Raw genomic sequence first — 21,834 nt, 5'->3', positions numbered from 1 at the left:
GTCTCGCCTTCACCGCTTTGCCCGGTGGTCGGGACCGGTCGCCGGGGACGGCCATCCGGGAGGAAGGAGCCCTCATGGCTGAACTTCTGCACGCGGGCGCGCTGCTGCCCGCCGCGGTGGGTGCGTGCTGCACCCTCGGTTCGGTGCGCTCGCGCCGGCTGGCGGCGGCGCTCTCGGCGATCGTCATGCTGCTCGCGATGGTCGATGCGACCACGGGCCTCCTGCGCGTGCCCCCCTTCGTCTGGACCGCCGTCCTCGTGGCCGCGGCCCTCGCGGCCGCCCTCGCGGGCCGGCTCGCCTCGGGCGCGCCGGGTGCGCCGCACCCTGGCGGAGCGCGGGCCCTCGCCCACCCGTCCGCGCGAACCGGTTGGCCCGGCCTTCGCCCCGCGCCGGATGCGGCCGTCCGGGCACGCGTTCCCGGGCGCCGCCCTGCCGCGGCCGTTCGGGCGCCGGTTTCCGGGCGCCGCCTCGCCGTGGGTGCAGCCGTTCGGGTGGCCTATGCTACGCGTCGCCCCGCCGCGGTCGGGGCCGTTGCCCTGCGCCACCCCACCGCCGATGCGTCCGGGCGAACGGGCGTGCTCGGGCGCCGCTCCGCCGCGGTCGGGGCCGCCGTGCCCGTGCCCGCTCGCCACGCCGGTGCCATGGCCGCCCACGGGAGTGCCGGGCTGCTCGTCACCGCGGGGCTGCTCGCCGCGATGGGCGGGGCGGCAGGCACCTCCGTGGCGGGGGCGAGCTGGGGTGCCGGCCTGGCGGGCTCGATGCATCACGCGGGGAGCGCATCCGGTGCTCTGCTGACGATGTGCGGGGTCGGCGCGCTCGTCTACATCGGCCTGAGTGTGGTGCTCGCGCTCCGGCTGCCGCGCACCACGCTCCGCGACCGGATGGCCGTGGCCGAGGTCGCGAGCATGGCCGCCTCGACCGCCCTCATGCTCGCCGCCGCCCTGATTCCGTAGCTCGCCGGTCGGCGGCAGCATCCGGTGCACTCCACCTCGGAGAACGGAATGAGATTCGGGGGGTTCGTGGACGAAACGCCGCCGTATCGGCCGAATCTCATTCCGTTCGACGCCGCGTATCGTGAAACCCATGGCCACCACCGCGCGCACCGCTCCCCTCCGCACCGCCGTCATCGGCTACGGCCTCGGAGGTTCGGTGTTCCACGCGCCGCTCGTGGCGGCCGACCCCGCATTCGAGCTCGTGGCCGTCGTGACCTCGAACGCCGAGCGGGCGGCGGAGGCGAACGCGCGTTACGGCGATGGCGTGGTCGTCCCGGATGCCGGCACCCTCCTCTCGCGGCCCGGCGCCGGCGAGCTCGCGCTCGACCTGGTGGTGATCACCACCCCCAACGCCACGCATGCGCCGCTCGCCCACCGCGCCCTCGACGCGGGTCTCGACGTGATCGTGGACAAGCCGTTCGCCTTGTCGGCAGCCGACGCCGGCGAGCTGGTCGCTCACGCCGAGCGGGCCGGCCGGCGCATCGCGGTGTTCCAGAACCGGCGCTGGGACGGCGAATTCCTCACCGTCCGCGCCCTCGTCGACGCCGGGGAGCTCGGCGAGGTGCGCCAGTTCGAATCGGCCTTCGAGTGGTGGAAACCGGCTCTGGGCGCCAAGAACAAAGACGTCGACCCGGCGGCCGAGGGCGGCGGCATCCTGTTCGACCTGGGTCCGCACCTCATCGACCAGGCCCTCCAGCTGCTCGGTCCCGTCGACATCGCGGCCGGAGCCGTGCACGCCGAACTCGACGCGCGTCGCGACGGCGCCGTCAACGACGACGACAGCTTCGTCACCCTCCGGCACGCGAGCGGCGCCCGCAGCCGCCTCTGGATGAGCGCCGTGGCGCCCGCGAACCGCCCGCGCTTCCGTGTGGTCGGTTCGAAGGCCGTGTTCACCACGTGGGGCCTCGACCCGCAGGAGCGGCAGGCCAAGGCCGGCATGGACGTCGGCGATCCCGAGTTCGGTGTCGACGACGTCAGCCCGACGGGGTTGCTCGAGACCCCCGACGGCTCACGCGAGATCCCGCTCGAGCGCGGCGACTACGCCGCCTTCTACCGCGGTGTCGCCGAGGCGCTCCTCACCGGAACCCCGATGCCCGTCGACCCGCACGACGCCGTGGCCGGCCTCGCCATCATCGCCGAGTGCCACCGCCAGAACCCCTGACCCCACGTCCCCGCCCCACACCGCCACCCTCCCAAAAACAAGGAGTCCGCCCAAAAACAAGGAGTACTTTTCCGACACCCCGCCGAGAGGGATGGTGACCGCGGCGTGTCGCCGCTCACCTCCTTGTTTTTGGCGAGGTGAGGCCGCGGCATCCGGGGCCGGCTGCCGGAACGCCTGGTCGGGCGGGTATTCTTGAAGGGTCTTCTTCCGCAGCGCCGCGGTCAGTGATCCCTCAGCCCATCACCCCGCCGGAAGGTCCCGCACGCATGTCCCTCACCGCCACGCCCGCTCTCGCCCTCGCGCGCCTCGTCGACCACACCCTGCTGAAGCCCGAGGCCACCGAGGCCGACGTCGCCGCGCACGTCGCCGAGGCGATCGAGCTCGGCGCCTACTCGGTGTGCGTGTCGCCGTCGTTCCTGCCGCTGGCGGTGCCCGCCGGCGCCGAGCTCAAGGTCGCCGTGGTGTGCGGCTTCCCCTCCGGCAAGCACACCTCGTCGGTCAAGGCCGCCGAGGCGGCGCAGTCGATCGCACGCGGTGCCGACGAGATCGACATGGTCATCGACCTCGGCGCAGCGAAGGCGGGCCGTTTCGATCTCGTCGAGGCCGACATCGCGGCCGTGCGCGCCGTCATCCCGGCCCCGCACGTGCTCAAGGTCATCATCGAGTCGGCCGTGCTCACCGACGACGAGATCGTGGCGGCCTGCCGCGCCGCCATGGCCGCCAGAGCCGACTTCGTGAAGACCTCCACCGGGTTCCACCCCGCCGGCGGAGCCACCCTCGAGGCCGTCGCGCTCATGGCGAAGACCGTCGACGGAGAGCTCGGCGTGAAGGCGAGCGGCGGCATCCGCACGCTCGAGGCCGTGGAGGCCATGATCGCGGTCGGCGCCACGCGCCTCGGCCTCTCGGGCACGCGCGCCATCCTCGCGGAGGCGGCAGGCCTCGCCGTCGAGCCCGAGGCTCCCGGCTCCTACTGACGGTCCTCCGCGTGCCCTCGCCCGCGGGCGACGCGGGTCGCGGATGCGGTGCGCCATCGCCCCGCGCGCCGGGAGCTCCTGCGCTTGCTACCCTGGGGTGACTCGAGATTTGGGAGACATTGATGGCTGGAGTGCTGCTCGGCGTTGTCGGTTTGATCACCCTGGTCGGCGGTGTGCTCGGCATCATGGCGCTCGTCGCGATGGTGCGATCGCCCTACAAGGGCTGACCCTTCGCGCGCTGACCTGTCGCGCGCGCTGACCTGTCGCGCGGGCAGATCCGGCCTCGCCCGTCGATCCGGCCTCGCGGGTCGATTCGGCCTCGCCCGTCGATCCGGCCTCGCCCGCTGATCCGGCCGCGCCCGCTGATCCGGCCGGCCGTCGTGCCGGAGGGCTCGCGTGCGGTCTGCCCGGTACCGTGCGGCGGAGCCCCACGCCGGCTCTCGCGCTGCGCCGTCCGGCTTCGCGCTCGCACGATCGGGTAGCCGACGAGCTCGCGCCCGCACGGCTGAGCTGACCCTGCACCGCCTGACCCCGCACCGCCTCACCCCGTGCCGCTCTGCGCGCCCGCGCCTCAGGCGCGCGTGCCGATGACGACGGTCGCGTCGAGCTCGTCGGAGCGCTCGATGCGCGGATGCAGTCCCGCCTCCGCGAAGACGGCCGCCGTCGTCGGGGCCTGCGCTTCGCTGGTCTCGATCAGCAGTGTGCCGCCGCGCGCGAGCCAGCCCAGCGCGTCCGCGGCGACCCGCCGCTGCACGTCGAGGCCGTCGGCGCCGCCGTCGAGTGCCACGCGGGCTTCGTGCAGTCGCGCCTCGGGCGGCATGGTGGCGATCGCCGCGGTCGGAACGTAGGGCGCGTTCACCACGATCACGTCGATGCGCCCGCGCAGAGTCCCGGGCAGGGCGTCGTAGAGGTCGCCCTCGAACACACGCTCCGGCCGTGGGATGTTGCGCCGCGCACTCCGCACCGCCGCCGGATCGATGTCGGCCGCATAGACATCGGCCCCCGCGACGGCCGCGGCCATCGCGGCGCCGACCGCCCCCGACCCGCAGCAGAGGTCGAGCACCACGACCCCCGCCGCCGGATGCGTGTCGCCGGCCTCGCGGTCCGCGGTTCCGCCCTGGGTCCTGCGGTGCTCTGGGTGCTCGAGTGCGCTCGCCCCGTCCCCCGGGTGCGCGCCGCCGGCCTCGCGGTCCGCGGCTCCACTCGGGCTCGTGCGGTGCTCGGGCCGCTGGGCCGCGCTCGCCGCCTCCGCCGCCGGATGCGCGTCCCGGCCATGCGCGAGGGCGGCGACAGCGTGCTGCACCAGGAACTCGGTTCGGCGCCGCGGCACGAACACGCCCGGATCGACGGCGATCCGCAACCCCGCGAACTCCGCCCACCCGAGGATGTGCTCGAGCGGCAGCCCCGCCACCCGCTGCGCGATCAAGCGCTCGAGCGCGACCGGGTCTGGCGCATCCACATGCCGTAGTCCGGCGTGGCCGGCGGAAGTGCCGGGCTCCGTGCGAATGATCCCGCCGGCCTCGTGCTCACTCGCCTCGTCGAAGCCGCCCTCCGCACCGAACCCCGCCGCCTCCAGCAGCAGTGCGGCCTCCTCCTCGGCGAACACGCATCCGGCGGCACGGAGCCGGGCGGCGACCGCCGCGTTGCTCCACTCCCCGCCTGCCGCCGCTCCGAAGCCGTCGCTCATCTCGGCGGCAACTCTACTCGCGCCCCTCAGCTGCTCCGCAACGCGCAACGCGCAACGCGCAACCGGCAACCCGCAACCCGCAGCCTGCGCGCGCCTCGGCGCCCCTCCCGCGCGCCCGACCCCTACGCCGGCAGCGACGACTCGATCAGCGCCACGATCTCCGGCGCATCCGGCTCCACCGTCGGGCGGAAGCGGTGCACCTGGCCGTCGGGCGTCACCACGAACTTCTCGAAGTTCCACTTGACGCGCCCGGCCTTGCCCGCCGCATCCGGCGTCTTGGTGAGCTCGGCGTAGAGCGGATGCGCCGAGCGCCCGTTCACCTTCACCTTGTCGAACATCGGGAAGGTCACGCCCCACGTGGTGGAGCAGTACTCCTTGATCTTGTCGGTGTCGGAGAGCTCCTGCAGGAACTGGTTGCTCGGGAATCCGAGCACCGTGAAGCCGCGGTCGCCGTAGGTCTTCTGCAGCTGCTCGAGCTTCTCGTACTGCGGCGCGAGCCCGCAGCGCGAGGCCACGTTCACGATGAGCTTGACGGGCGCGTAGTCGGCCAGGGTCGAGGTGGAGCCGTCGATGGTGGTGAGGGGGATCTCGTTCAGCTTGTCGCTCATGCGCGCATCCTTCGGGTCGAGGTCGTCGAGGTCGTTTCCAGTAGACTTACCAGTAACTCTACTGCGAGCGACCACGGGAGGTGACGGTGAATCCGAGCGACGAGACCGTCGTGTCGATGCGTGAGCGCCTGCTCCAGGCCGCGTCGCAGCTGTTCTACACCGAGGGCTTCCGGGCGGTGAGCGCCGAGCGCATCATCGCGCTCGTCGGCACCACCAAGGTGACCTTCTACCGCCACTTCCCCTCGAAAGACGAGCTCATGGTGGCCTACCTCGAGCGGCACGCGGCCCTCGAGCGCGCGGTGATCGGCGACGTGCTCGAGCTCGCCGAGGCCGACCCCGAGGCGGGTCTGCGCCTCGCCGTCGACGCGCTCGCCGCCGCGAGCTGCGCGCCCGGGTACCGCGGCTGCGCCTTCATCAACGCCGCAGCCGAGTACGCCGACCCCGCGCATCCGGTGCGCCTGGTGGTGCTGAGCCATCGCCGGTGGCTCACCGAGGCCTTCTGCGCGCTCCTCGGCGCGCTGGGCCTGCCCGAGGCGGATGCGCAGGATGCGGCGGTCGAGCTGATGATCCTGCGCGACGGTGTCACGGTGGGTGGCTACCTCGACGACCCGGCCGCGGTGACCCGTGCCTTCGCTCGCGCGGCCGACGCCGTCATCGGTGCGCACCGCATTGCCGCCTCCGAATGGAATGACATTCGGGCCTGAAGCCCGCGTTTCGCGCGCGAGACCCTCGAATCTCCTTCCATTCGGGGGCCGTGGCATCGGCTGCGAGCCCGGGGGCTACGCCGCGCACGCCCCCGAGTCCACGGGCTCCGTCGCGCCCGCCTGCGCGAGCACGGGTGCCGCCTCGTCCAGCGTCAGTGCGTAGCCCGTCTCCGAGTCGATGGTGGAGCGCGCGAACACGACTCCCACCACGGCGCCGCTGTCGTCGAACAGAGGGCCGCCCGAGTTGCCCGGCCGCACCACCGATCGCAGCGAGTAGATCGAGCGCGTGACCGGCGCCTTCTGGTAGATGTCGAGCCCCACCGCATCGAGCATCTCGCGCACGCGCGCCGGCACCACGGAGTAGGCGCCGTTCTCGGGGTAGCCGGCCACCACGGACGAGTCGCCCGCCGCCAGCGTGCTGCCGAGTGGCAGCGGGGCGAGCGGCAGGCCCGGAACGTCGAGCACGGCCAGGTCGCGCGAGGGGTCGAACACCACGAGCGTCGCCGTGTAGAGCTGCCCTGCGCCGCCCGGCTGCACGAACAGCTGCGAGGAGCCCGCCACCACGTGGGCATTGGTGACGATGCGGTCGGTGGCCACGACCCACCCGCTGCCCTCCGCATCCGACGAGCACGACGGCGCCGAGGAGAGCACGCGCACGACGCCGCTCGCGGCCGCGTTGACGGCGGCCGGGATGCTCGGGTCGGGTGGCTGCGCGCCCTGGATGGTCTCCGAGCCGAAGGCGAACACCTGCGGGAAACCCGAGTCGCCCAGCGCCGTGTTGATGGTGCCGAGCGCCGTCGACGAGGGGATGGGCGAGATCGCGTTGAGCGTCGACACCACCTTCGACGACGACACCACCTGGGTGATCTGCGGGATGCCGGTGGTCTGGAGGAACCCGGCGAGCAGCCACACCACGACGCCCCAGGTGAGGGCCCCGAGCACCGCGCCGCCGGCCGCATCGAGGCCGCGCCCGATGCGCACCACCCCGATCACCCGGCGCAGCAGCCCGGCCACGAGGGAGAGCACGCCCACCGCCACCACCATGCAGAGCACGAGCACCACGCCCGCGGTGATGGCCCGCTGCACGGGCGCGTTCCAGCCGAAGCCGCCCACCCAGTCGGCGATCGGGGGCGCCAGAAGGGTGGCGAGCAGGGCACCCGCGATGATGCCCACGAGCGACGCGGCGGTCACCAGGGCGCCGCGGCGCCACCCGCCGAGCACGGCGAGCAGGCCGATCACGATCAGCACGATGTCGACGATGATGTCCATTGGCGTCATGCTATTCAGCACAGCTGGGAGTCGTGCACCGGATGCGCCGGGCGCGTCCGCGACAGCCTTACGGAACCGTCGTCACGGCCCCCACCCTGAGCAGCGCGTCGCTGGTGTTCGTGCAGGCGTCGTAGGCGGTGGTGGGCACGAAGATCGCCCCGGAGGCGTTGGGCGGGAACACCCGGAATCCGTTCGCGGTCTGCACCGAGCAGTTCGGGAAGTTCGAGGCGGTCGCGATCTGCAGCAGCGCCTGGGCGGCGCCGCCGGGGGCGAGTTCGAGGCTCGCCACCGCGCTGTTCTCGTCGGGCACCGCGGCGGCGCCGAGCTGGGTTCCGTTGTCGTCGCCGACGAACGCGATCTGCGGGTAGCCCTGCAGCGTGCATCCGGTGGTTCCCGTGTTGGTGAACACGAGCGGAACGACACTGCTGCCGGCCGTGCCCTCCGCCTGGCCGAGGGTGATGCTCAGCTGGTCGGCGGTGCAGGCCGTGGAGGCGGCGTTCGTCGGAGTCGGGGTCGGCGTGGCGGTGGGCGTCGGGCTCGGCGAGGCGGTGGCGGTGGCGGTCACGGTGACGGTGGGCGCCGGCGCTGGGGCCTTGGTGGCGGCGAGCACACCCCACGCGACGGCGCCGATGAGGGCGAGGCCCAGCACGATCGCCACGACGATGAACGCGATCTTCCAGCCGTTGCGCCGTGGCGGGTTCGGACCGGCGGGCGGGAGGCCGTTCGAGCCGAACGGCGGCGTCGGGCCGCCGGGCAGTTCGGGCGGAACCGCGGCCCCGGGCTGCACGGGTGGCTCCGGTGTGAACTCCGACATGATCGAACCCTCCTCGACCCGGCCGAACGGATGCTGCCGGTCACTGTCAGTAAATCAGTCCGGGAGCGGTCCAGGACGGAACGGAATCATGTGTACACCGTCCACATCAGTCTGTTATCGTGCTCTCGTCGGCACCGGATCAGCCGGTCGCCGCATCCCGGAGGAGACGGCCATGACCACCAATCTCAACCCTTACATCAGCTTCACCGGCGAAGCGCGGAGCGCCATGGAGTTCTACCAGTCGGTGTTCGGGGGCGAGCTCACGAGCAGCACCTTCGGCGACTTCGGCATGGCCCACGATCCCTCGGAGAGCGGGCTCGTCATGCACGCTCAGCTCGTGTCGCCGAACGGCCTGGTGCTGATGGCCTCCGACACCCCGGCGTCGATGGAGTACAAGCCCGGCACGAACGTGAGCGTGTCGCTGAGCGGCACCGACGAGGCCGAGCTGCACGGCTACTGGGACAAGCTGTCCGAGGGTGCCACCATCGCGCAGCCGCTCGAGAAGGCGCCGTGGGGTGACAGCTTCGGCATGCTGGCCGACAGGTTCGGCATCAACTGGCTCGTCAACATCGGCGGTACGCCCCAGGAGCCGACCGCGCAGTAGCCGACCGCGCAGTAGCCGACCGCCCAGTAGCCGACGGCGCGGCAGCCGACCGCCCGTCAGGTGGGCGCCTGGTGACGGCGCCGGCCGTTACTTCTCGGGGTGCTTGGCCTTGTGGCGCGCGATCAGCGCATCCTTCTCGGCCTTGAGCGACGCCACCGTGTCGGCGTCGAGCCCGGGGTCGGGGATGTCGAGGAACGGGCTCTCGCTGCCGGTGCGCGAGTGCAGCACGGAGGCGTAGCCGATCGCGGCGGCGTGCACCTGCGCGGTGGCGCGGTCGCGCTTGCCGCGGTTGCTCTTCGGGTCTTCGAGTACTTCGACGTGCTTCTCGAGAGCCTTGATGAGCTCTTTCAGCGCGGTCTTCGTCTTCTTCGCCATGCCGGTCATTATGCCGGTCGAAGGTGAACAGGGCCATGCTGGGGGCCATCCTCGGGACCGCCACTCCCCGAGCGCGTTCGAGATCATCGGCGGGCGGGCGGATTTCGTGCGGGTGACGGCGTTCGCTCCGGGCGCGGCCCCTCCGCTGACCGCTGCCGGCGGGCTCTCCGGCTACCGGACCGTGATCGTCACGTGCGCCACGTTCGAGTATGCGCCGTCCTTCGTGGAGAGGCGGTACAGGAATCCGTCGACCCCGGTGAACTCGGGCTCCGGCTGATAGATCATCTCTCCCGTGTACGCGTTGACACTGAGGGTGCCGTGCGCCGGCGGGGTGGTTCCGGCCTCGACCATCCACTCGCCGCCCGGCATCGGCAGGAGCGTCGAGCGAAGAGTGCCGTTCGCGGCCACAGTGAAGGCCTGATCCGCGGCCGTGGCCGGCCCGTCCACGGCGATGGCGATGGTGCTGGTCAGGTCGCCGCTGCCGTCGCGGCGGATGCTGGCGCGCACGGTGATGGTGTCGGCGCCGTGGTAGCCGGCTTCGCTCGTGTAGGTGATCCAGCCGTAGTGGTCGATCGTCGTCGCGCCGTGCTCCGCCGACACCGTGATCGCCCACGCCGACGACAGGCAGTACGCGTCTAGGCGGGTGGACACGCCGGCGACGACCTTCTGGGTGCCGCTGGTGAGGTTGTGACAGTCGAGCGTGAGGGGCGGAGCGGCCGAGGCGCCGACCGCGGGCCCGGCGAGAGCCAGGGCTGCGGTGGCCACGAGTACGACGGCCACGCGCCGGGAGAGCGGGTTGCTGAGCATGGGAGAACCTTTCGATCAGGCATCCCGTCCCCCCGGGGGAACACTAGCCCTCTCGGACGGCAAAGTGAAGCAAACTCGGGATGTGCGTGAGATCATCCTCGCGGCAGACTGGAGACATGACACTTCTCCCCGACGAGCGCCCCCAGCCGCCCGAGCGCGGCGGCGAGCGCGAGAGCATCGAGGGCTTCCTCGAGCTGCAGCGCGCATCCGTGGTGTGGAAGGCCACCGGACTCAGCGACGCGGATGCGGCGCGCCGCCTTCTGCCGAGCCTCACGACGGTCTCGGGGCTGGTGCGGCACCTCGCCGACGTCGAGCGCTCGTGGTTCCGCGAGGACATGGCCGGCGAGACCGGGCTCGTGTACCGCTGGAGCGAGGAGGACCCCGACGGAGAGTTCCGCGTGACAGAGGCCGACAGCCTCGCCGAGATCCTCGCGGACTACGAACAGGCCTGCGCCGAGTCGCGTGCGGTGGCCGCCCGCTTCGCGCTCGACGACCGCAGTGCGGCCCAGGACGGCCGCTTCACTCTGCGCTGGATCCTGCTGCACCTCACCGAGGAGACCGCGCGCCACCTCGGCCACATCGACATCCTCCGCGAACTCCTCGACGGCGCCGTCGGCGAGTAGCGAGTAGCGAGTAGCGAGTGGCTGGTGGCTAGACCGCCAGGAGGCTCTGCAGCGCCGAGGTGAACATCGCGAGGCCGTCGACGCCCGAGCGCATGGCGACCGGGGTGTCGGGGCCGAAGCCGGCCTCGATGGCGTGCTCGGGGTGCGGCATGAGCCCCACCACGTTGCCGCGCGCGTTCGTGACGCCGGCGATGTCGTTGAGCGAGCCGTTCGGGTTCACGCCCACGTAGCGGAACGCCACCAGGCCCTCGCCCTCGAGCCGCGCCAGCGTCTCGGCCGAGGCGATGTAGCCGCCCTCGCCGTTCTTCAGCGGGATGGTGATCTCCTGGCCGGGCTCGTAGGCCGAGGTCCACGCGGTCGAGGTGTTCTCGACCCGCAGCACCTGGTCGCGGCAGATGAAGGATCCGTGGTCGTTGCGGATGAGGCCGCCGGGGAGCAGGTGCGCCTCGGTGAGCATCTGGAAGCCGTTGCAGATGCCGAGCACCGGAACCCCGCGCTCGGCGGCCGCGACCACTTCGCGCATGATCGGCGAGTGCGACGCGATGGCGCCGCAGCGCAGGTAGTCGCCGTAGCTGAACCCGCCCGGCAGCACCACCGCATCCACGCCCTGCAGCTCGTGGTCGCCGTGCCAGAGCGCGACCGCCTCGGCGCCGGCGAAACGCACCGCGCGCTGGGCGTCGCGGTCGTCGAGCGAGCCCGGGAAGGTGACGACGCCGACGCGCGTCACGCGAGGGCTCCGGATGCGGCCGAAGCGCTGTGTGCGCCGGCCTCGTCGACGACGGTGATGTTCACGACGTCTTCGATCACCGAGTTCGACAGCAGCTCGTCGGCGATCTCGCGCACCGAGGCGAGCACGGCGTCGTCGACGGGACCGTCGACGGTCAGCTCGAAGCGCTTGCCGACGCGTACGCCAGAGAAGTGCTCGTTGCCGAGGCGGCTGAGGGCGCCGGCCACGGCCTTGCCCTGCGGGTCGAGAAGTTCGGCTTTGGGCATGACGTCGACGACGATCTTCGGCACGTGTTGCTCCTGCGTTCGGCCCCTGCGATGGGCGGGAAAGATGGCTCCAGTCTACCGGCTGCCACGGGGAGCCGGTCGGCGGTCAGCCACGGCCGCCGGTCTCCGCCACGAGCCGCCCGAGCTCGCGCCGGGACGTGGAGCCCGTCTTGCCGCGGGCCGTGTACACGTGCGACTCCACCGTGCGCACCGAGAGGAACAGCCGTTGCGCGATCTCCTTGTTGCTGAGGCCCTGCGCCACCAGCCGCGCCACCTCGTGCTCGCGGTCGGTGAGCTCGTCGGTGAGCGCGTTCCCGCCGGTGTGCGCAGCGGCGCCGGGTTCGCCGGGCCGCCATGCGGCGGAGCTCCCCGCCGCGATGACCGCCGTCCCGGCCGCGGGGCCGGTGGCGAGCGCCACGGCGAGGGCGGCGAGCGCCCGGTCGCGAGCGAAGGCGAACACCGGGTAGTCCGCCATGAGGTGATCGTCGATGTCGGCCACCACCTCCCGTGCCGCGCTCGCGCGCCCGAGCCGCGCGAGCGCGATGGCCCGCAGGTAGCCGATCATCGGGCGCCACGCGGCGAACTCGAGCCGGTCGAATCGCCGCAGGGCCGCATCGAACTCGATGCTCGCCCGCTCGGTGTCCTCGGTGGCCAACGCCACCACTCCGGCCACGATGCCGCCGAGCGAGAGCGCCGTGCGGTCGTCCTGCTCCGCGGCGACGACCAGCAGCCGGTGGAGGCGGTCGCGATGCCCTCCCGGCGCGAATCCGCCGATCATCGCCAGGAACGACTCGGCGCAGAGCACCGAGAGCCCGAGCGTGGGGTTCACGGTCTCGCCGGTCACCGGATCGCGCGTGAAGGCGTCGGCGACGCGGTAGCGCGGAAGGCTCTCGTGCCAGCCGATCAGCATCGTGCTCGCCACGGCCGCGGCGAGCGCTGCGCGCAGCCGGGCGAGCGGATGCGCCGCCCCGCCGGCGAGGATGCTGTCGGCCAGCGAGAGCGCGCTCTCCCAGCGCATCTCGAGGATCTCCTGTTCGAGGCGCTCCACTTCGATCTCCGCGAGGACCGAGGGGTCGTCGACCGCCGAGGCCGCCAGCCACTCGCGCGCCGACGCGGACCCGGCAGCCGGAGCCGGTTCCTCGCCCGCGGCGCGGCTCGGAGTGGGCATCCAGGTACTCAGGCTTCCCCACCAGCGCACGCCGCGCCGCAGCTGGTCGATCCGCATCGTTGCGAGGTCGAGCTTCTCGAGTTCCTCTCGTGCCAGATCGAATCGACGGAGACCAGCGAGTGCGCGCGAGGCCTCGAGGGTGAGGTCGGCGCACCTTCCGGATTCATCACCGAGCCGACTGAACGCGAGCGCGAGGTCGGGTTGCGCCTCGTCATTGGCGCGGTGGGCGGCGCTCGCCAGGATGCGACAGCGGGTGTCGGCGTCGACCGTCGCCGGGCCCGGCACCGTGGGCCGCATCGAGAGCCAGTTGGCCGCGATCAGGCGGTTCAGCGCGACGCCGGCCGTCATCCCGGGCGTGGTGAGCGCGCGTCGCATCGCCTCGTCGAGGGCGCGGTCGAGTGCGCCTGGCTCGAGTCGGCGTTCGGCCTCGCGGGCCAGCAGGCGGTTGGCGAAGAGCTGGCGAGCCGGGGTGTGCCCGGTGTGCACGGCTCGGCCGAGCATCAGGGCGCCGATCGTCGACGGTTCGATCGTGCGGCACGCCTCGGCGTACTCGATCCCCGGCAGCCGGCCGATCATCGCGAGGGCGAGACGCTCGTCGGCCGAGTACTCGCCGAGGGCGGAGGCGACGGCATCCGAGGAGCGCGAACCGCTGTGCACCTCGTGCAGGGGATCGAGAGGATCGTGGCCGGCGTCGAGCTGGGCGACGGCGTCGAGGGTGAGCTCGCGCAGCAGCATCCGTGAGCCGCACGAGCGCGCGAAGAGCGCTGCCGTGGTCGCGGTGTCGAGACGACGGCCGCCGGCGAAGACCTGCATCAGCTCCGAGGCTGTCGCAGCGTCGAACTGGTGCAGGTCGTAGCGGTTCGCGCCGCCGGCGAGCCAGAGCTGGGTGATGGCCCGCATCACGGGAGCGCTGTCGGCACTCGCCGTGCGGTCGCTGTCCCGATCGACCGCCAGGGAGAGGAGCACCGTCATGCGGCCGTCGTAGCAGGCTCGCCCGACGAGGCCGAAGGCACTCTCGTCGAGGGCCTGGGCGTCGTCGATCACGACGATCAGCGCCCCGCCGGCGGCCTCCGGCTCTGACTCTTCGGAACCATCACCCGCGCCGCCGTGCGCGTCACGCGCCCTGAGCACCGCGAGCCGGGGGTCGCCCGTCGCATCGAAGGCGCCGAAGGCCGTCCGCGAGAGCGGCAGGCCGGCTCGCACGACCACCGGATCGCTCCCGCGCTCGCGCAGCGCCGCCACGATCGCCCGCGTGAAGTGGCTCTTGCCGGAGCCGAGCATGCCCGCCACGATCGCATTCGTGCCGGAGAGCAGATCGGCCACGACCACCTCCACGCTGCGGTCGGGCCCGATGACGTCGTGGGCGGCCGTCGTGCCCCGCTCGGACTCGCCCAGCTCGGGTTCGCCCCGCTCGGACTCGCCCTGCCCCGTCTCGTTCCCGGTGCTCATCATCGTTGATCCCCCCGCCGATGCCGGGTAGCGCCTGACCTCCCCACGGTCGGCAGTTACCAGGCTGTCCTACTCACTCGGTGGTCTCCCACACTACTCAGCAGTACGACAGTTGACTATCAGTGCCCGCGCGGTCGCTACCGACTTTTCCGGCACTGACTACCGAGAACTACCGACCATCCGGAAGGCCTCGGCGAAGCGGGCCCGGCGGACTGCTGAGTTTGCACCGAAGAGTGCGCTCAGCCCGTGCAGCCGACCTCGGGCCGCGCTTAGCGTGCGGAGCAGATCCGACGAAGAGGATCGCCGGATGCGCATCGACGCCGATGCCCCGGCTCACGGATGAATGGGGTGACGAAGATGACATCGCACGCTTCGACGGCAGCGACGACAGGCAACAAGCGCAGGAAGGTCTTCGCTCTGGCGGCTGCCGGCGCGGTCCTCGGGATCGGGGCCACGGCGACGCTGGCCGCCTGGACCGACACGGAATGGGTGTTCGGCGGCAACGGCTCCGGGGGGCCGGGCATCGGAACCTCGACCTTCGAGGTGCAGCAGAACACGACCGTGCCTCTGGACGGAGCGGCCTGGGTGAGCGAGGACGCCAACCCGGGTGGGGAGATCACCTTCGGGGCCGCCGCGCTCGCTCTCGCGCCCGGCGACTCGGTCTACGCGCCGGTCGCGCTGCGCACCTCGGCCACCTCGTTGGCCGGCGACGTGCTGCTGCAGCCGGCGGTCGCCGCGGCCGGTGTGACCGTGAACGACCCGGGCGGCCTGCTCACCGACGCGCTGGACGTGCGCGTGGTGACGAGCGCCACGGCCTTCACCTGCGACGCGACCGCGTTCTCGGGGGCGCCGGGTGCTCCGACCCTGATCGCCGACGGACCGCTCGCGAGCACCGGCGGCTCGGTCAGCCAGGCGCTGGCTGCGGCATCCGGATCGACGCAGTTCTACTGCTTCGAGGTGACGCTGCCCGACCCGCTGGTGCCGGCCCCGGGCTCGACCGTGGACGACTACATGGGCCGCACCGTCGCACCCGCCTGGGTGTTCGACGGCGAGACGCTCTGACAGGCCCAGCCAGGCCACCGCGAGATGACGAGCCGACGATGACCGACGTGATCCACACAGCGACGGACACCCCTGCGGATGCCGGTGCGGGCGACGAGCAGACCACCCCCGGTCGGCCTATCGCTCCGGCCGTGCCTCCCGTGCCCGCCCGGCAACGGCGGTTCTCGCCGCGGGACGCAGTGGTCACGGTCGTCGGCGTCGTCGGCATCCTCGCGGTGGTCTGGCTGCTCGCATCCTGGTTGTTCTCGCTCTCGGTGATCGTGTTCGTCACCGGTTCGATGGCTCCCTCGATGCCGACGGGGTCGGCAGCCGTCACCCAGACCGTGTCCGCGGCGCAGCTGCGGGTGGGGGACGTGGTGACGGTGCCGAAACCCGTGAGCCGAATTCCGGTGACCCACCGCATCGTCGCGATCGACGCGGTGGCGGGCTCGCCGGACGAACGCGCCCTCACGCTCAAAGGCGATGACAACCCGGCCCCCGACCGCGAGCGGTACCTCGTGTCGGAGGCGGGCCGCGTCATCGTGTCGGCGCCGGTCGCCGGCTCGGTCATCGCGTGGTTCAAGACCCCGGTGGCCATGGTCTCGATCACGATCGCGGTGGCCGCCGTCGCCGCCTGGGGGCTCTGGCCCGGCGGTCGTGGCCGGTCCGCGCGAACACCCAAACGTCACTGACAGGGGAACCTCATGCACCACCCACCTCCGGCCCGCCGCCGTTCGCGGGCGCTCACCGCGCTCGTCGGCGTCGCCGCGGTCGCCGCCCTCTCCGCCGGTTCGCTGCTGCTCGCCGACTCCGCCCGGGCGGCCTTCATCGATGTGCCGGAGACCGGCACCGCCGGGCGGCTCGTGCTCTCGGCCGACCCCTACCCGGCCGAGTTCCTGAACATCAGCCCCGGTGATCCCGCCTACTGGCAGGTCGACGCCCGGCTGCAGGATGCGACCCGCGCCACGCTCTCACTGGAGCTGCGCAAGAACGGCGGGATCGCCACCCACCCGCGGGGCCTCACCATGACGGTGGACCGCTGCTCCGTGCCCTGGACGGACCCCACCACGAACCCGAGCTGCTCCGACGGCTTCGCCCGGATCGTGGTCGCGACCCCGGCGGACGACGACGCGAGCTCGAGCCCCACCTTCACGTTGCAGCCCCTCGTGGCCGGATCGCCCGAGCACCTGCTCGTGACCTTGGCCGTGGAGGACTCGGCGGCGGCCCGCTCCGACGACTCGCTGATGGGCCTGACCGGGAACATGGGGCTCGGCCTCACCGCGACGGCGATCGACGACCAGCCGATCACCCCCGTCACACCCGTGCCCGCCGGCTCCGGGGGAGGGCTCGCGAAGACGGGCCTCGACACCGGCCTGCAGAACGTCCTGGCCTTCGGTGCGCTGACCGCCGGCCTGCTCGGGCTCGTGCTCGTGGTGGCGAGGGCGCGCGGAACCCGGCGCGACGCACGAAGCAGCGAGGAGAACTGACATGCGACGACTCACCACGACCATCGGCCTGCTGAGCGCCACCGTGCTCACCGTCGCCCTCGTGCCGTCGACGATCGCGTCGACCACGGCATCCTGGCCCGACTCCGAGTGGGTGCACGGGAACGTCGGCACCTCCTCCTTCGACTGCGGAGCCGACACCGGCTACGCCACCACCTCGTTCGGGAGGTTCTTGTCGGGCGAGCTGCTCGGCCAGAACCTCGACGGCGTCGCCGCGCTCGAGGGCATGACCCAGAGCATCGACGCCGGGGGCGCCGTGACGGTGACGCCACCGGATGCGGTCGACCTCGGTTCGGTGCCGCCCACCTCCACCTACGCGAACCCCCTCGACGTCTCGGTGCTCTCGGGCATCGTGGGGCTCGACCTCACCGGCCTCACCGTCGGGTTGCCGCTCGGCTCGGCCGGCGCGGTGAACCAGTACTCGCAGGTGTCGGGCTTCGGCACCGCGGCGGGGGCGTCCGGACTCGTGAACAACTCGGGTGGTGTGATGGTGACGCCCACCACACCGCCGTCGGACCTGCCGGGGCCGGCCACGATCGCGCTCAGCGATCTGCTGCCCTCGGTGGCGGGCATCGCGGATGCGCAGCTGCAGGTGGGCGCGGTCGCCGCGAGCTCCACGCTCGACTGGTGCGCGGCCCTCAAGTCGGCGCTCTGGGGCGACGGCTCGGTCACCGGAGTCGTGCGCGACTACGGTGTCGCGGGCCTCGGGCTGCAGCTCGACAGCCCGTTGCTCGGCACTCTCGTGACCGACGTGAACTCGGGCGTCCCGACCATCCAGTCGGCGGTGAACTCCCTGCTCGGCACGAACGGGCTGATCGCGCAGACGATCCGCAACAACATCCTCGGGACGCTCGTGAGCGGGCTGGGCCTCGGCACCTTCACCGGGAACGTCTCCCTCTCCGGGCTGAACCTGACGGGAGCGCTCGGAACGCTGTTGACGGATCCGCTGTCCGACGGCGTGGTGACGATCGATCTCGGCGCAGGCACGATCGACGTCGATCTCGAGGGCCTGCTCGGAACGGGGCCCGACGGGTTGAACAACCTGGCGCCCAACACCGAGCTGGTGCTGAACGCGGCGGTTCTCGACCCCATCGTCACGCGGGTGGGAGACCTGCTCGACGCCCGGCTGTCGGAGATCACGAACGCGCTCACCACGGCCATCGAGAACGCGGTGCTCACCGTCGACCTCACGGCGAACGTGAGCGTGCTGAGTTCGGCGCTGCAGATCGTGAAGGTGCACGTCGCTCTCACGGCGCCGCTGTCGAGCCTGCTCTCGCCGCCGCCCGGCTTCCAGTTCACCGTCGACCTCGACGTGCTGGGCCTGGTGTCGGTGCTGAACATCGCCCTCGGCCTCCTCGGAACGAGTGTGGCGGCCATCCTGTCGGGCTTGTCGGGTCTGGCGACGGGGTTGATCGTGCCGGTCGCCGGCGTCGTCACCTCGACGGCGATCGCGGCGGTGAACACGCTCGGCTCGACGCTCGCCGGGGTGGTGACCGATCTCGTCGACGCGCTGTCGCTCGTGGTCGACGCGCTGCCGAACGTGCTCTCGGTGATGGTGAACGTGCAACCCGACCAGGCCGGGGCGCCTCCGGGATCGAGCTACACCCCCGCCACCGGCAGCTCGAGTGCGCAGTACCTCGTCTCGGCGCTGCGGATCGGGTTGGCCGACTTCCTGGTTCCGGGCGACGTCGCCCACGTGGTGTTCGGAACGGCCTCGGCCGGGCCGGCCACCGGGCCCTGACACAGCGGGTCCTCCTGCCGTGCTCAGTACCGGATGGCGTCGATGACCTTGACGCGCACGGCGACGAGCGCGGGCAGGAGGCCCGCGACCGCACCGACCGCGGTGGCGGCGGCGAGGCCGAGCAGGGCGGCGTCCATCGGGAAGGGCGGGAAGTCGCTCACCAGACCCTGCCCCACGGCATCGTGCACCCACGGGCTCTGCACGATCAGTATCGCCGCCGCCACGCCCGCCGCTCCCGCCGCGATGGTCGCCACGACGCTCTCCATCATCACGGCGAAGAACACCCGGCCCGCAGTCGCTCCGAAGCTGCGCCGGATGCCGATCTCGCGCACGCGCTGTTTCACGGTCACCAGCGCGATGTTCACCAGGCCGAGCGCCCCGAGGAGGAGCACGAGCACGGCGATGCCCCCCACGACGAGCTTCGTCACCAGGAATGGATCGTCGCCGTACTGCGCGTAGTCCTGCCGGAGCACGTCGACCGTCACGGAGTCGCCGAGGGCGGCCTGCACGTCGCGTCGCGCCGCCGCCATGAGGTCATCGGATGCCGCGGGCGGCACCCACATCTCGTACTGCGTCTGAGAACCCCCGTCGAACGGGCCGCTGGAGACCCCCGTCGACCCGGATCCGCTCGCGGCGGCCTCCTGCAAGGCCTGCAGCTGCCCCGCCAGCATGAACATCGAGGGCTCGGTCTCCCAGCTCGCGGCGGGCGTCACGCCGACGATCACCGCTGTCGTCCCGCCGGCGGCGACTCCGGATGCCCCTCCCACGATTCCCTGCCCGCCGAGCGCCACCGTGGGGTGCGTCGCCAGATCGGGCCGGCCGATCCGGTCGTAGAACACCTGGTTCACGACGAGTCGCGGTGCGAGCTGCTCGGCGTCGGACGGAGAGAACCAGGCTCCCTCGGAGAGACGCACCCGGTGCATCTCCCCGTAGGGCTGGTCGACCGCCTGGGTCATCACCGGCACTCCACCGGTCGCGAAGGGCACGAGCAGGCTCGACTGCATCACCCGGCTGGCGTAGGAGATGTCGTAGCGGTCGAGCATCTCGTCCCAGACCGCTTCCATCTTCGCCGGGTCGACGGTGCTGCCGTCGGTCGTGTACGCCGACACGTACAGCGTCGCCGGCCGTCCGCTCGAGCGTTCGCTGAGCTCCTCGTTGGACTGCTGCAGAATCGCGCCCAGGGCCACGACCGTGGTGAGGGAGCACACGGCCACCGCCACGCCCACGAGCGAGAGCAGCACGCGGGTTCGGTGCACCCTCAGCTCCTGCCACGCCTCCAGCACGGCGCCGACGAACCCGGTCACGGCCCTCATGCGCCGCCCCCGGACGTGTCGGGGCGCTGGTCGAGTTCGAGGGTGGCGGCCATGGCGCGGAGCTCACGGCGAGACGCCGGCTCGAGCTCGGGATCCGCCACCCGCGTCAGAACGCCGCGGTCCAGCCGGAAGTGGTCGCGGGCCCGCCGGGCGATCGCCGGATCGTGCGTGATGGTCACCAGCGCCGCTCCCGTGCGCGTCGCCACGTCGTCGATCAGCTCCATCACGCTCTGCCCCGTGTCGAGGTCCAGTGCGCCGGTGGGCTCGTCGGCGAGGATCAGATTCGGCCCGCGTACGAGCGACCGCGCGATGGCCACGCGCTGCTGCTCGCCGCCCGAGAGCCGGTCGGGCATGCTCTCGAGCCGGTGCCCGAGCCCGACCTGCTCGAGCATCTCGGCCGCGAGGGCGCGCCGGCGCCAGAACTGCCGTCCGGTGGCATAGAGCAGCGGCATCGCCACGTTCTCGAGCGCCGTGCGCCCGGGCAGCAGATTGAATTGCTGGAACACGAACCCGATCCGTGCGCCCCGGACGCGATCGCGCTCGGCGCCCGAGTAGCTCTTCACTGGCCGGTCGTCGAAGGTGATGGTGCCGCTGGTGGGCAGATCGAGCAGCCCCAGGAGGTTCAGCAGCGTGGACTTGCCCGATCCGGACCGGCCGACGATCGAGATGCGGTCGCCGCGTTCGACCGTGAGATCGACGCCGCTGAGGATGGTGAGGGCCGGCTGGTCGGGGGGAATGACCGTCCGTGTGACCTCCTCGAGCCGGAGGAGGCTCACCGCACGATCACCGCGCCGCCGCAGCCCGCGCTTCCGGGCGGCACGGCGCCGCAGTCCCCACCCGCTCCGCCGGGGTCGGCGAGCGCTCCGGGAGCGAACTGGAGGATCTCCTCGCCCTCGCTCAGCCCGCCGGTCACCTGCACCTGGCTGCCGTCGCTGAGTCCCAGTCCCACCGCGCGCTGCTCGGTGCTGCCGTCGGCGGCCGAGACCCACACGGTGCCGGTCTGGGCTGCGCCCCGCACCGCGGTCGTCGGCACGACGAGGACGTTCTCCGCCTTGCCGCCGGTGATGGTCATCTGCGCGGCCAGACCCGAGAACACGGTGACGTCGCCGGGGACCGGGCAGCTCACCGTGGTGCCCGACCCCGTCCCACCGCCTGTGCCGCCCGCGGCGCCGGATCCGCCGGTGGAGTCCTGGCTGCTTCCCGGCAGCGGCGTCGTGATGCGCAGCCCCGTGCAGGTGAAGGGTGCCGGTCCGCCGGTGATGGCGACGGTCGCCTCCGTCGGCTGCGTGATCAGCCGGTACTGCTGAGCGGGCTGCAGCGCGCCCGACACCGAGAAGGTCGGAGGCGCGATCTGCCCGGCTGCGAGCCCGATCGTGACATCCTGTCCCTCGATCACGGAGAGCGAGCTGAGAATCCCCGAGCTCGGGGCCGTGACCTCCTCGTAGCGGAAGATCGCGGGCAGCGGCTTGCCCTCCGCATCCACGCTCTGGGCCGGATCGCGTTCGATCGGCACCTTCACGTCGAAGACGACGTCTCCGGCCGCCACGGCGGCGCCTTGCGCCACGAAGATCTCGTCGACCGTGCCTGCCGCCGTCGACTTCACCGGCACGGCCGGGTCTGCGGAAACCGACGCCTGCAGCACCACGTCGTTCGTGATGGTGCCGAGCGCGACCGTGGTGCGAGGCTCGACGATCTCGCCCGTGGGAACCGCAGGACTCGCTTCTTCGGCCCGGTCGGGGAAGAACGCCAGTTTGCCGAGGGCCACGGCGATCGCGGCGACCAGAAGGATCCGGATGATGGGGAAGACCCAGGTGCGTGTGATTCCCACTGACATCCTCTCGTTGCCCGACAGCTGTCGTCAGGTCGATCGGTCATACCCTATGCGATCCCCCTCGACGGCGATCCTTCGGAAGCGGCATCCGCGGCGCCCTCGAACATTAATTCTTTGTGAACCTGCCGGCCGCCGCCCTCGACGGGCCGACCGTCGCGTGCGAGGGTGAAATCG

22 protein-coding genes are annotated in these 21,834 nt (G+C 72.0%); 10 read left to right on the top strand and 12 right to left on the bottom strand.

From position 1 onward, the window contains the following. Positions 1 to 74 precede the first annotated feature (74 nt). From VD659_RS04705 to deoC, 3 genes are all read left to right on the top strand, one after another. On the top strand, positions 75 to 953 hold the full coding sequence (locus VD659_RS04705) for a hypothetical protein (protein ID WP_423259958.1): 879 nt from the start codon (positions 75 to 77) through the stop codon (positions 951 to 953). Between the two features lie 130 nt (positions 954 to 1,083). Next, positions 1,084 to 2,154 carry a Gfo/Idh/MocA family protein gene (locus VD659_RS04700; RefSeq protein ID WP_423259957.1) on the top strand — a complete coding sequence of 357 codons (1,071 nt, stop codon included), beginning with the start codon at positions 1,084 to 1,086 and terminating at the stop codon, positions 2,152 to 2,154. A gap of 266 nt (positions 2,155 to 2,420) precedes the next feature. Continuing rightward, positions 2,421 to 3,128: a deoxyribose-phosphate aldolase gene (gene deoC / locus VD659_RS04695; protein WP_423259956.1), complete on the top strand. Its 708-nt coding sequence runs from the start codon at positions 2,421 to 2,423 to the stop codon at positions 3,126 to 3,128. 571 nt (positions 3,129 to 3,699) lie between these two features. Here deoC and VD659_RS04690 read toward each other — a convergent pair. Then, positions 3,700 to 4,815 (bottom strand): methyltransferase, encoded by a 1,116-nt coding sequence (locus VD659_RS04690; RefSeq protein WP_423259955.1) that lies wholly within the window; start codon positions 4,813 to 4,815, stop codon positions 3,700 to 3,702. Positions 4,816 to 4,937: 122 nt separating this feature from the next. Further along, a complete protein-coding gene (locus tag VD659_RS04685; RefSeq protein ID WP_423259954.1) occupies positions 4,938 to 5,423 on the bottom strand; it encodes a glutathione peroxidase in 486 nt (161 codons plus the stop codon). Between the two features lie 86 nt (positions 5,424 to 5,509). Here VD659_RS04685 and VD659_RS04680 point away from each other — a divergent pair, with 86 nt between their 5' ends. Further along, positions 5,510 to 6,127 carry a TetR/AcrR family transcriptional regulator gene (locus tag VD659_RS04680; protein ID WP_423259953.1) on the top strand — a complete coding sequence of 206 codons (618 nt, stop codon included), beginning with the start codon at positions 5,510 to 5,512 and terminating at the stop codon, positions 6,125 to 6,127. 75 nt (positions 6,128 to 6,202) lie between these two features. Here the strand turns inward: VD659_RS04680 and VD659_RS04675 are convergent, their stop codons facing one another. Both VD659_RS04675 and VD659_RS04670 read right to left on the bottom strand, forming a co-directional pair. Beyond that, complete coding sequence (locus VD659_RS04675; RefSeq protein WP_423259952.1) at positions 6,203 to 7,396, bottom strand: MarP family serine protease; 1,194 nt, start codon at positions 7,394 to 7,396, stop codon at positions 6,203 to 6,205. A gap of 67 nt (positions 7,397 to 7,463) precedes the next feature. Further along, entirely contained in the window at positions 7,464 to 8,210 is a 747-nt protein-coding gene (locus tag VD659_RS04670) for a DUF4232 domain-containing protein (RefSeq protein ID WP_423259951.1), read from the bottom strand. Between the two features lie 172 nt (positions 8,211 to 8,382). Here VD659_RS04670 and VD659_RS04665 point away from each other — a divergent pair, with 172 nt between their 5' ends. After that, entirely contained in the window at positions 8,383 to 8,814 is a 432-nt protein-coding gene (locus VD659_RS04665) for a VOC family protein (RefSeq protein WP_423259950.1), read from the top strand. Positions 8,815 to 8,901: 87 nt separating this feature from the next. On the opposite strand, the gene VD659_RS04660 is transcribed toward VD659_RS04665, so the two are convergent. Together VD659_RS04660 and VD659_RS04655 are read right to left on the bottom strand one after the other, a co-directional pair. Next, entirely contained in the window at positions 8,902 to 9,189 is a 288-nt protein-coding gene (locus VD659_RS04660) for a hypothetical protein (protein WP_423259949.1), read from the bottom strand. 171 nt (positions 9,190 to 9,360) lie between these two features. Beyond that, a complete protein-coding gene (locus tag VD659_RS04655) occupies positions 9,361 to 9,996 on the bottom strand; it encodes an Ig-like domain-containing protein (RefSeq protein WP_423259948.1) in 636 nt (211 codons plus the stop codon). A 116-nt stretch (positions 9,997 to 10,112) separates the two neighbouring features. Here VD659_RS04655 and VD659_RS04650 point away from each other — a divergent pair, with 116 nt between their 5' ends. After that, complete coding sequence (locus tag VD659_RS04650) at positions 10,113 to 10,619, top strand: DinB family protein (protein ID WP_137838511.1); 507 nt, start codon at positions 10,113 to 10,115, stop codon at positions 10,617 to 10,619. Positions 10,620 to 10,647: 28 nt separating this feature from the next. Here VD659_RS04650 and purQ read toward each other — a convergent pair whose 3' ends face one another. From purQ to VD659_RS04635, 3 genes are all read right to left on the bottom strand, one after another. Further along, the gene (purQ, locus tag VD659_RS04645) at positions 10,648 to 11,346 is read right to left on the bottom strand and encodes a phosphoribosylformylglycinamidine synthase subunit PurQ (protein ID WP_423259947.1); all 699 of its coding nucleotides are present in this window, start codon (positions 11,344 to 11,346) and stop codon (positions 10,648 to 10,650) included. Then, positions 11,343 to 11,636: a phosphoribosylformylglycinamidine synthase subunit PurS gene (gene purS, locus VD659_RS04640; protein ID WP_137838509.1), complete on the bottom strand. Its 294-nt coding sequence runs from the start codon at positions 11,634 to 11,636 to the stop codon at positions 11,343 to 11,345. The genes purQ and purS overlap by 4 nt, the downstream gene beginning before the upstream one ends. 82 nt (positions 11,637 to 11,718) lie before the next feature. Then, positions 11,719 to 14,229, bottom strand: a complete 2,511-nt coding sequence (locus VD659_RS04635; RefSeq protein ID WP_423259946.1) for a LuxR C-terminal-related transcriptional regulator — start codon at positions 14,227 to 14,229, stop codon at positions 11,719 to 11,721. A gap of 357 nt (positions 14,230 to 14,586) precedes the next feature. On the opposite strand from VD659_RS04635, the gene VD659_RS04630 reads away from it, so the two are divergent. Genes VD659_RS04630 through VD659_RS04615 form a run of 4 tightly spaced genes read left to right on the top strand, consistent with a single transcriptional unit; the run spans position 14,587 to position 18,516 of the window. Next, entirely contained in the window at positions 14,587 to 15,291 is a 705-nt protein-coding gene (locus tag VD659_RS04630; RefSeq protein WP_423259945.1) for a SipW-dependent-type signal peptide-containing protein, read from the top strand. 38 nt (positions 15,292 to 15,329) lie between these two features. Continuing rightward, entirely contained in the window at positions 15,330 to 15,962 is a 633-nt protein-coding gene (locus tag VD659_RS04625; protein WP_423259944.1) for a signal peptidase I, read from the top strand. A gap of 12 nt (positions 15,963 to 15,974) precedes the next feature. Then, positions 15,975 to 16,757 (top strand): hypothetical protein, encoded by a 783-nt coding sequence (locus VD659_RS04620; protein WP_423259943.1) that lies wholly within the window; start codon positions 15,975 to 15,977, stop codon positions 16,755 to 16,757. Position 16,758: 1 nt separating this feature from the next. Next, positions 16,759 to 18,516, top strand: coding sequence for a choice-of-anchor G family protein (locus VD659_RS04615; RefSeq protein WP_423259942.1), 1,758 nt, complete (start codon positions 16,759 to 16,761; stop codon positions 18,514 to 18,516). Between the two features lie 23 nt (positions 18,517 to 18,539). Here the strand turns inward: VD659_RS04615 and VD659_RS04610 are convergent, their stop codons facing one another. Genes VD659_RS04610 through VD659_RS04600 form a run of 3 tightly spaced genes read right to left on the bottom strand, consistent with a single transcriptional unit; the run spans position 18,540 to position 21,657 of the window. Beyond that, positions 18,540 to 19,829 (bottom strand): ABC transporter permease, encoded by a 1,290-nt coding sequence (locus tag VD659_RS04610; protein WP_423259941.1) that lies wholly within the window; start codon positions 19,827 to 19,829, stop codon positions 18,540 to 18,542. Then, entirely contained in the window at positions 19,826 to 20,605 is a 780-nt protein-coding gene (locus VD659_RS04605) for an ABC transporter ATP-binding protein (protein WP_423259940.1), read from the bottom strand. Before VD659_RS04605 ends, VD659_RS04610 begins: the two co-directional genes overlap by 4 nt. Further along, positions 20,602 to 21,657: a hypothetical protein gene (locus VD659_RS04600; RefSeq protein WP_423259939.1), complete on the bottom strand. Its 1,056-nt coding sequence runs from the start codon at positions 21,655 to 21,657 to the stop codon at positions 20,602 to 20,604. The genes VD659_RS04605 and VD659_RS04600 overlap by 4 nt, the downstream gene beginning before the upstream one ends. Positions 21,658 to 21,834 lie beyond the last annotated feature (177 nt).

This window comes from Herbiconiux sp. 11R-BC (assembly GCF_049472555.1).
In the GTDB taxonomy this organism is placed as follows: domain Bacteria; phylum Actinomycetota; class Actinomycetes; order Actinomycetales; family Microbacteriaceae; genus Herbiconiux.
This window is presented reverse-complemented; position numbering and strand designations above follow the sequence as displayed.

What these genes read in the sequence shown, in the direction of transcription:
- VD659_RS04635 (WP_423259946.1), bottom strand. Translation starts at nt 14,229, where the DNA reads ATGAGCACCGGGAACGAGACGGGGCAGGGCGAGTCCGAGCGGGGCGAA.
- VD659_RS04615 (WP_423259942.1), top strand. Translation starts at nt 16,759, where the DNA reads ATGCGACGACTCACCACGACCATCGGCCTGCTGAGCGCCACCGTGCTC.
- VD659_RS04650 (WP_137838511.1), top strand. Translation starts at nt 10,113, where the DNA reads ATGACACTTCTCCCCGACGAGCGCCCCCAGCCGCCCGAGCGCGGCGGC.
- VD659_RS04620 (WP_423259943.1), top strand. Translation starts at nt 15,975, where the DNA reads ATGCACCACCCACCTCCGGCCCGCCGCCGTTCGCGGGCGCTCACCGCG.
- VD659_RS04610 (WP_423259941.1), bottom strand. Translation starts at nt 19,829, where the DNA reads ATGAGGGCCGTGACCGGGTTCGTCGGCGCCGTGCTGGAGGCGTGGCAG.
- VD659_RS04705 (WP_423259958.1), top strand. Translation starts at nt 75, where the DNA reads ATGGCTGAACTTCTGCACGCGGGCGCGCTGCTGCCCGCCGCGGTGGGT.
- VD659_RS04655 (WP_423259948.1), bottom strand. Translation starts at nt 9,996, where the DNA reads ATGCTCAGCAACCCGCTCTCCCGGCGCGTGGCCGTCGTACTCGTGGCC.
- VD659_RS04690 (WP_423259955.1), bottom strand. Translation starts at nt 4,815, where the DNA reads ATGAGCGACGGCTTCGGAGCGGCGGCAGGCGGGGAGTGGAGCAACGCG.
- VD659_RS04675 (WP_423259952.1), bottom strand. Translation starts at nt 7,396, where the DNA reads ATGGACATCATCGTCGACATCGTGCTGATCGTGATCGGCCTGCTCGCC.
- VD659_RS04665 (WP_423259950.1), top strand. Translation starts at nt 8,383, where the DNA reads ATGACCACCAATCTCAACCCTTACATCAGCTTCACCGGCGAAGCGCGG.
- deoC (WP_423259956.1), top strand. Translation starts at nt 2,421, where the DNA reads ATGTCCCTCACCGCCACGCCCGCTCTCGCCCTCGCGCGCCTCGTCGAC.
- VD659_RS04670 (WP_423259951.1), bottom strand. Translation starts at nt 8,210, where the DNA reads ATGTCGGAGTTCACACCGGAGCCACCCGTGCAGCCCGGGGCCGCGGTT.
- VD659_RS04685 (WP_423259954.1), bottom strand. Translation starts at nt 5,423, where the DNA reads ATGAGCGACAAGCTGAACGAGATCCCCCTCACCACCATCGACGGCTCC.
- VD659_RS04630 (WP_423259945.1), top strand. Translation starts at nt 14,587, where the DNA reads ATGACATCGCACGCTTCGACGGCAGCGACGACAGGCAACAAGCGCAGG.
- VD659_RS04625 (WP_423259944.1), top strand. Translation starts at nt 15,330, where the DNA reads ATGACCGACGTGATCCACACAGCGACGGACACCCCTGCGGATGCCGGT.
- VD659_RS04700 (WP_423259957.1), top strand. Translation starts at nt 1,084, where the DNA reads ATGGCCACCACCGCGCGCACCGCTCCCCTCCGCACCGCCGTCATCGGC.
- VD659_RS04660 (WP_423259949.1), bottom strand. Translation starts at nt 9,189, where the DNA reads ATGGCGAAGAAGACGAAGACCGCGCTGAAAGAGCTCATCAAGGCTCTC.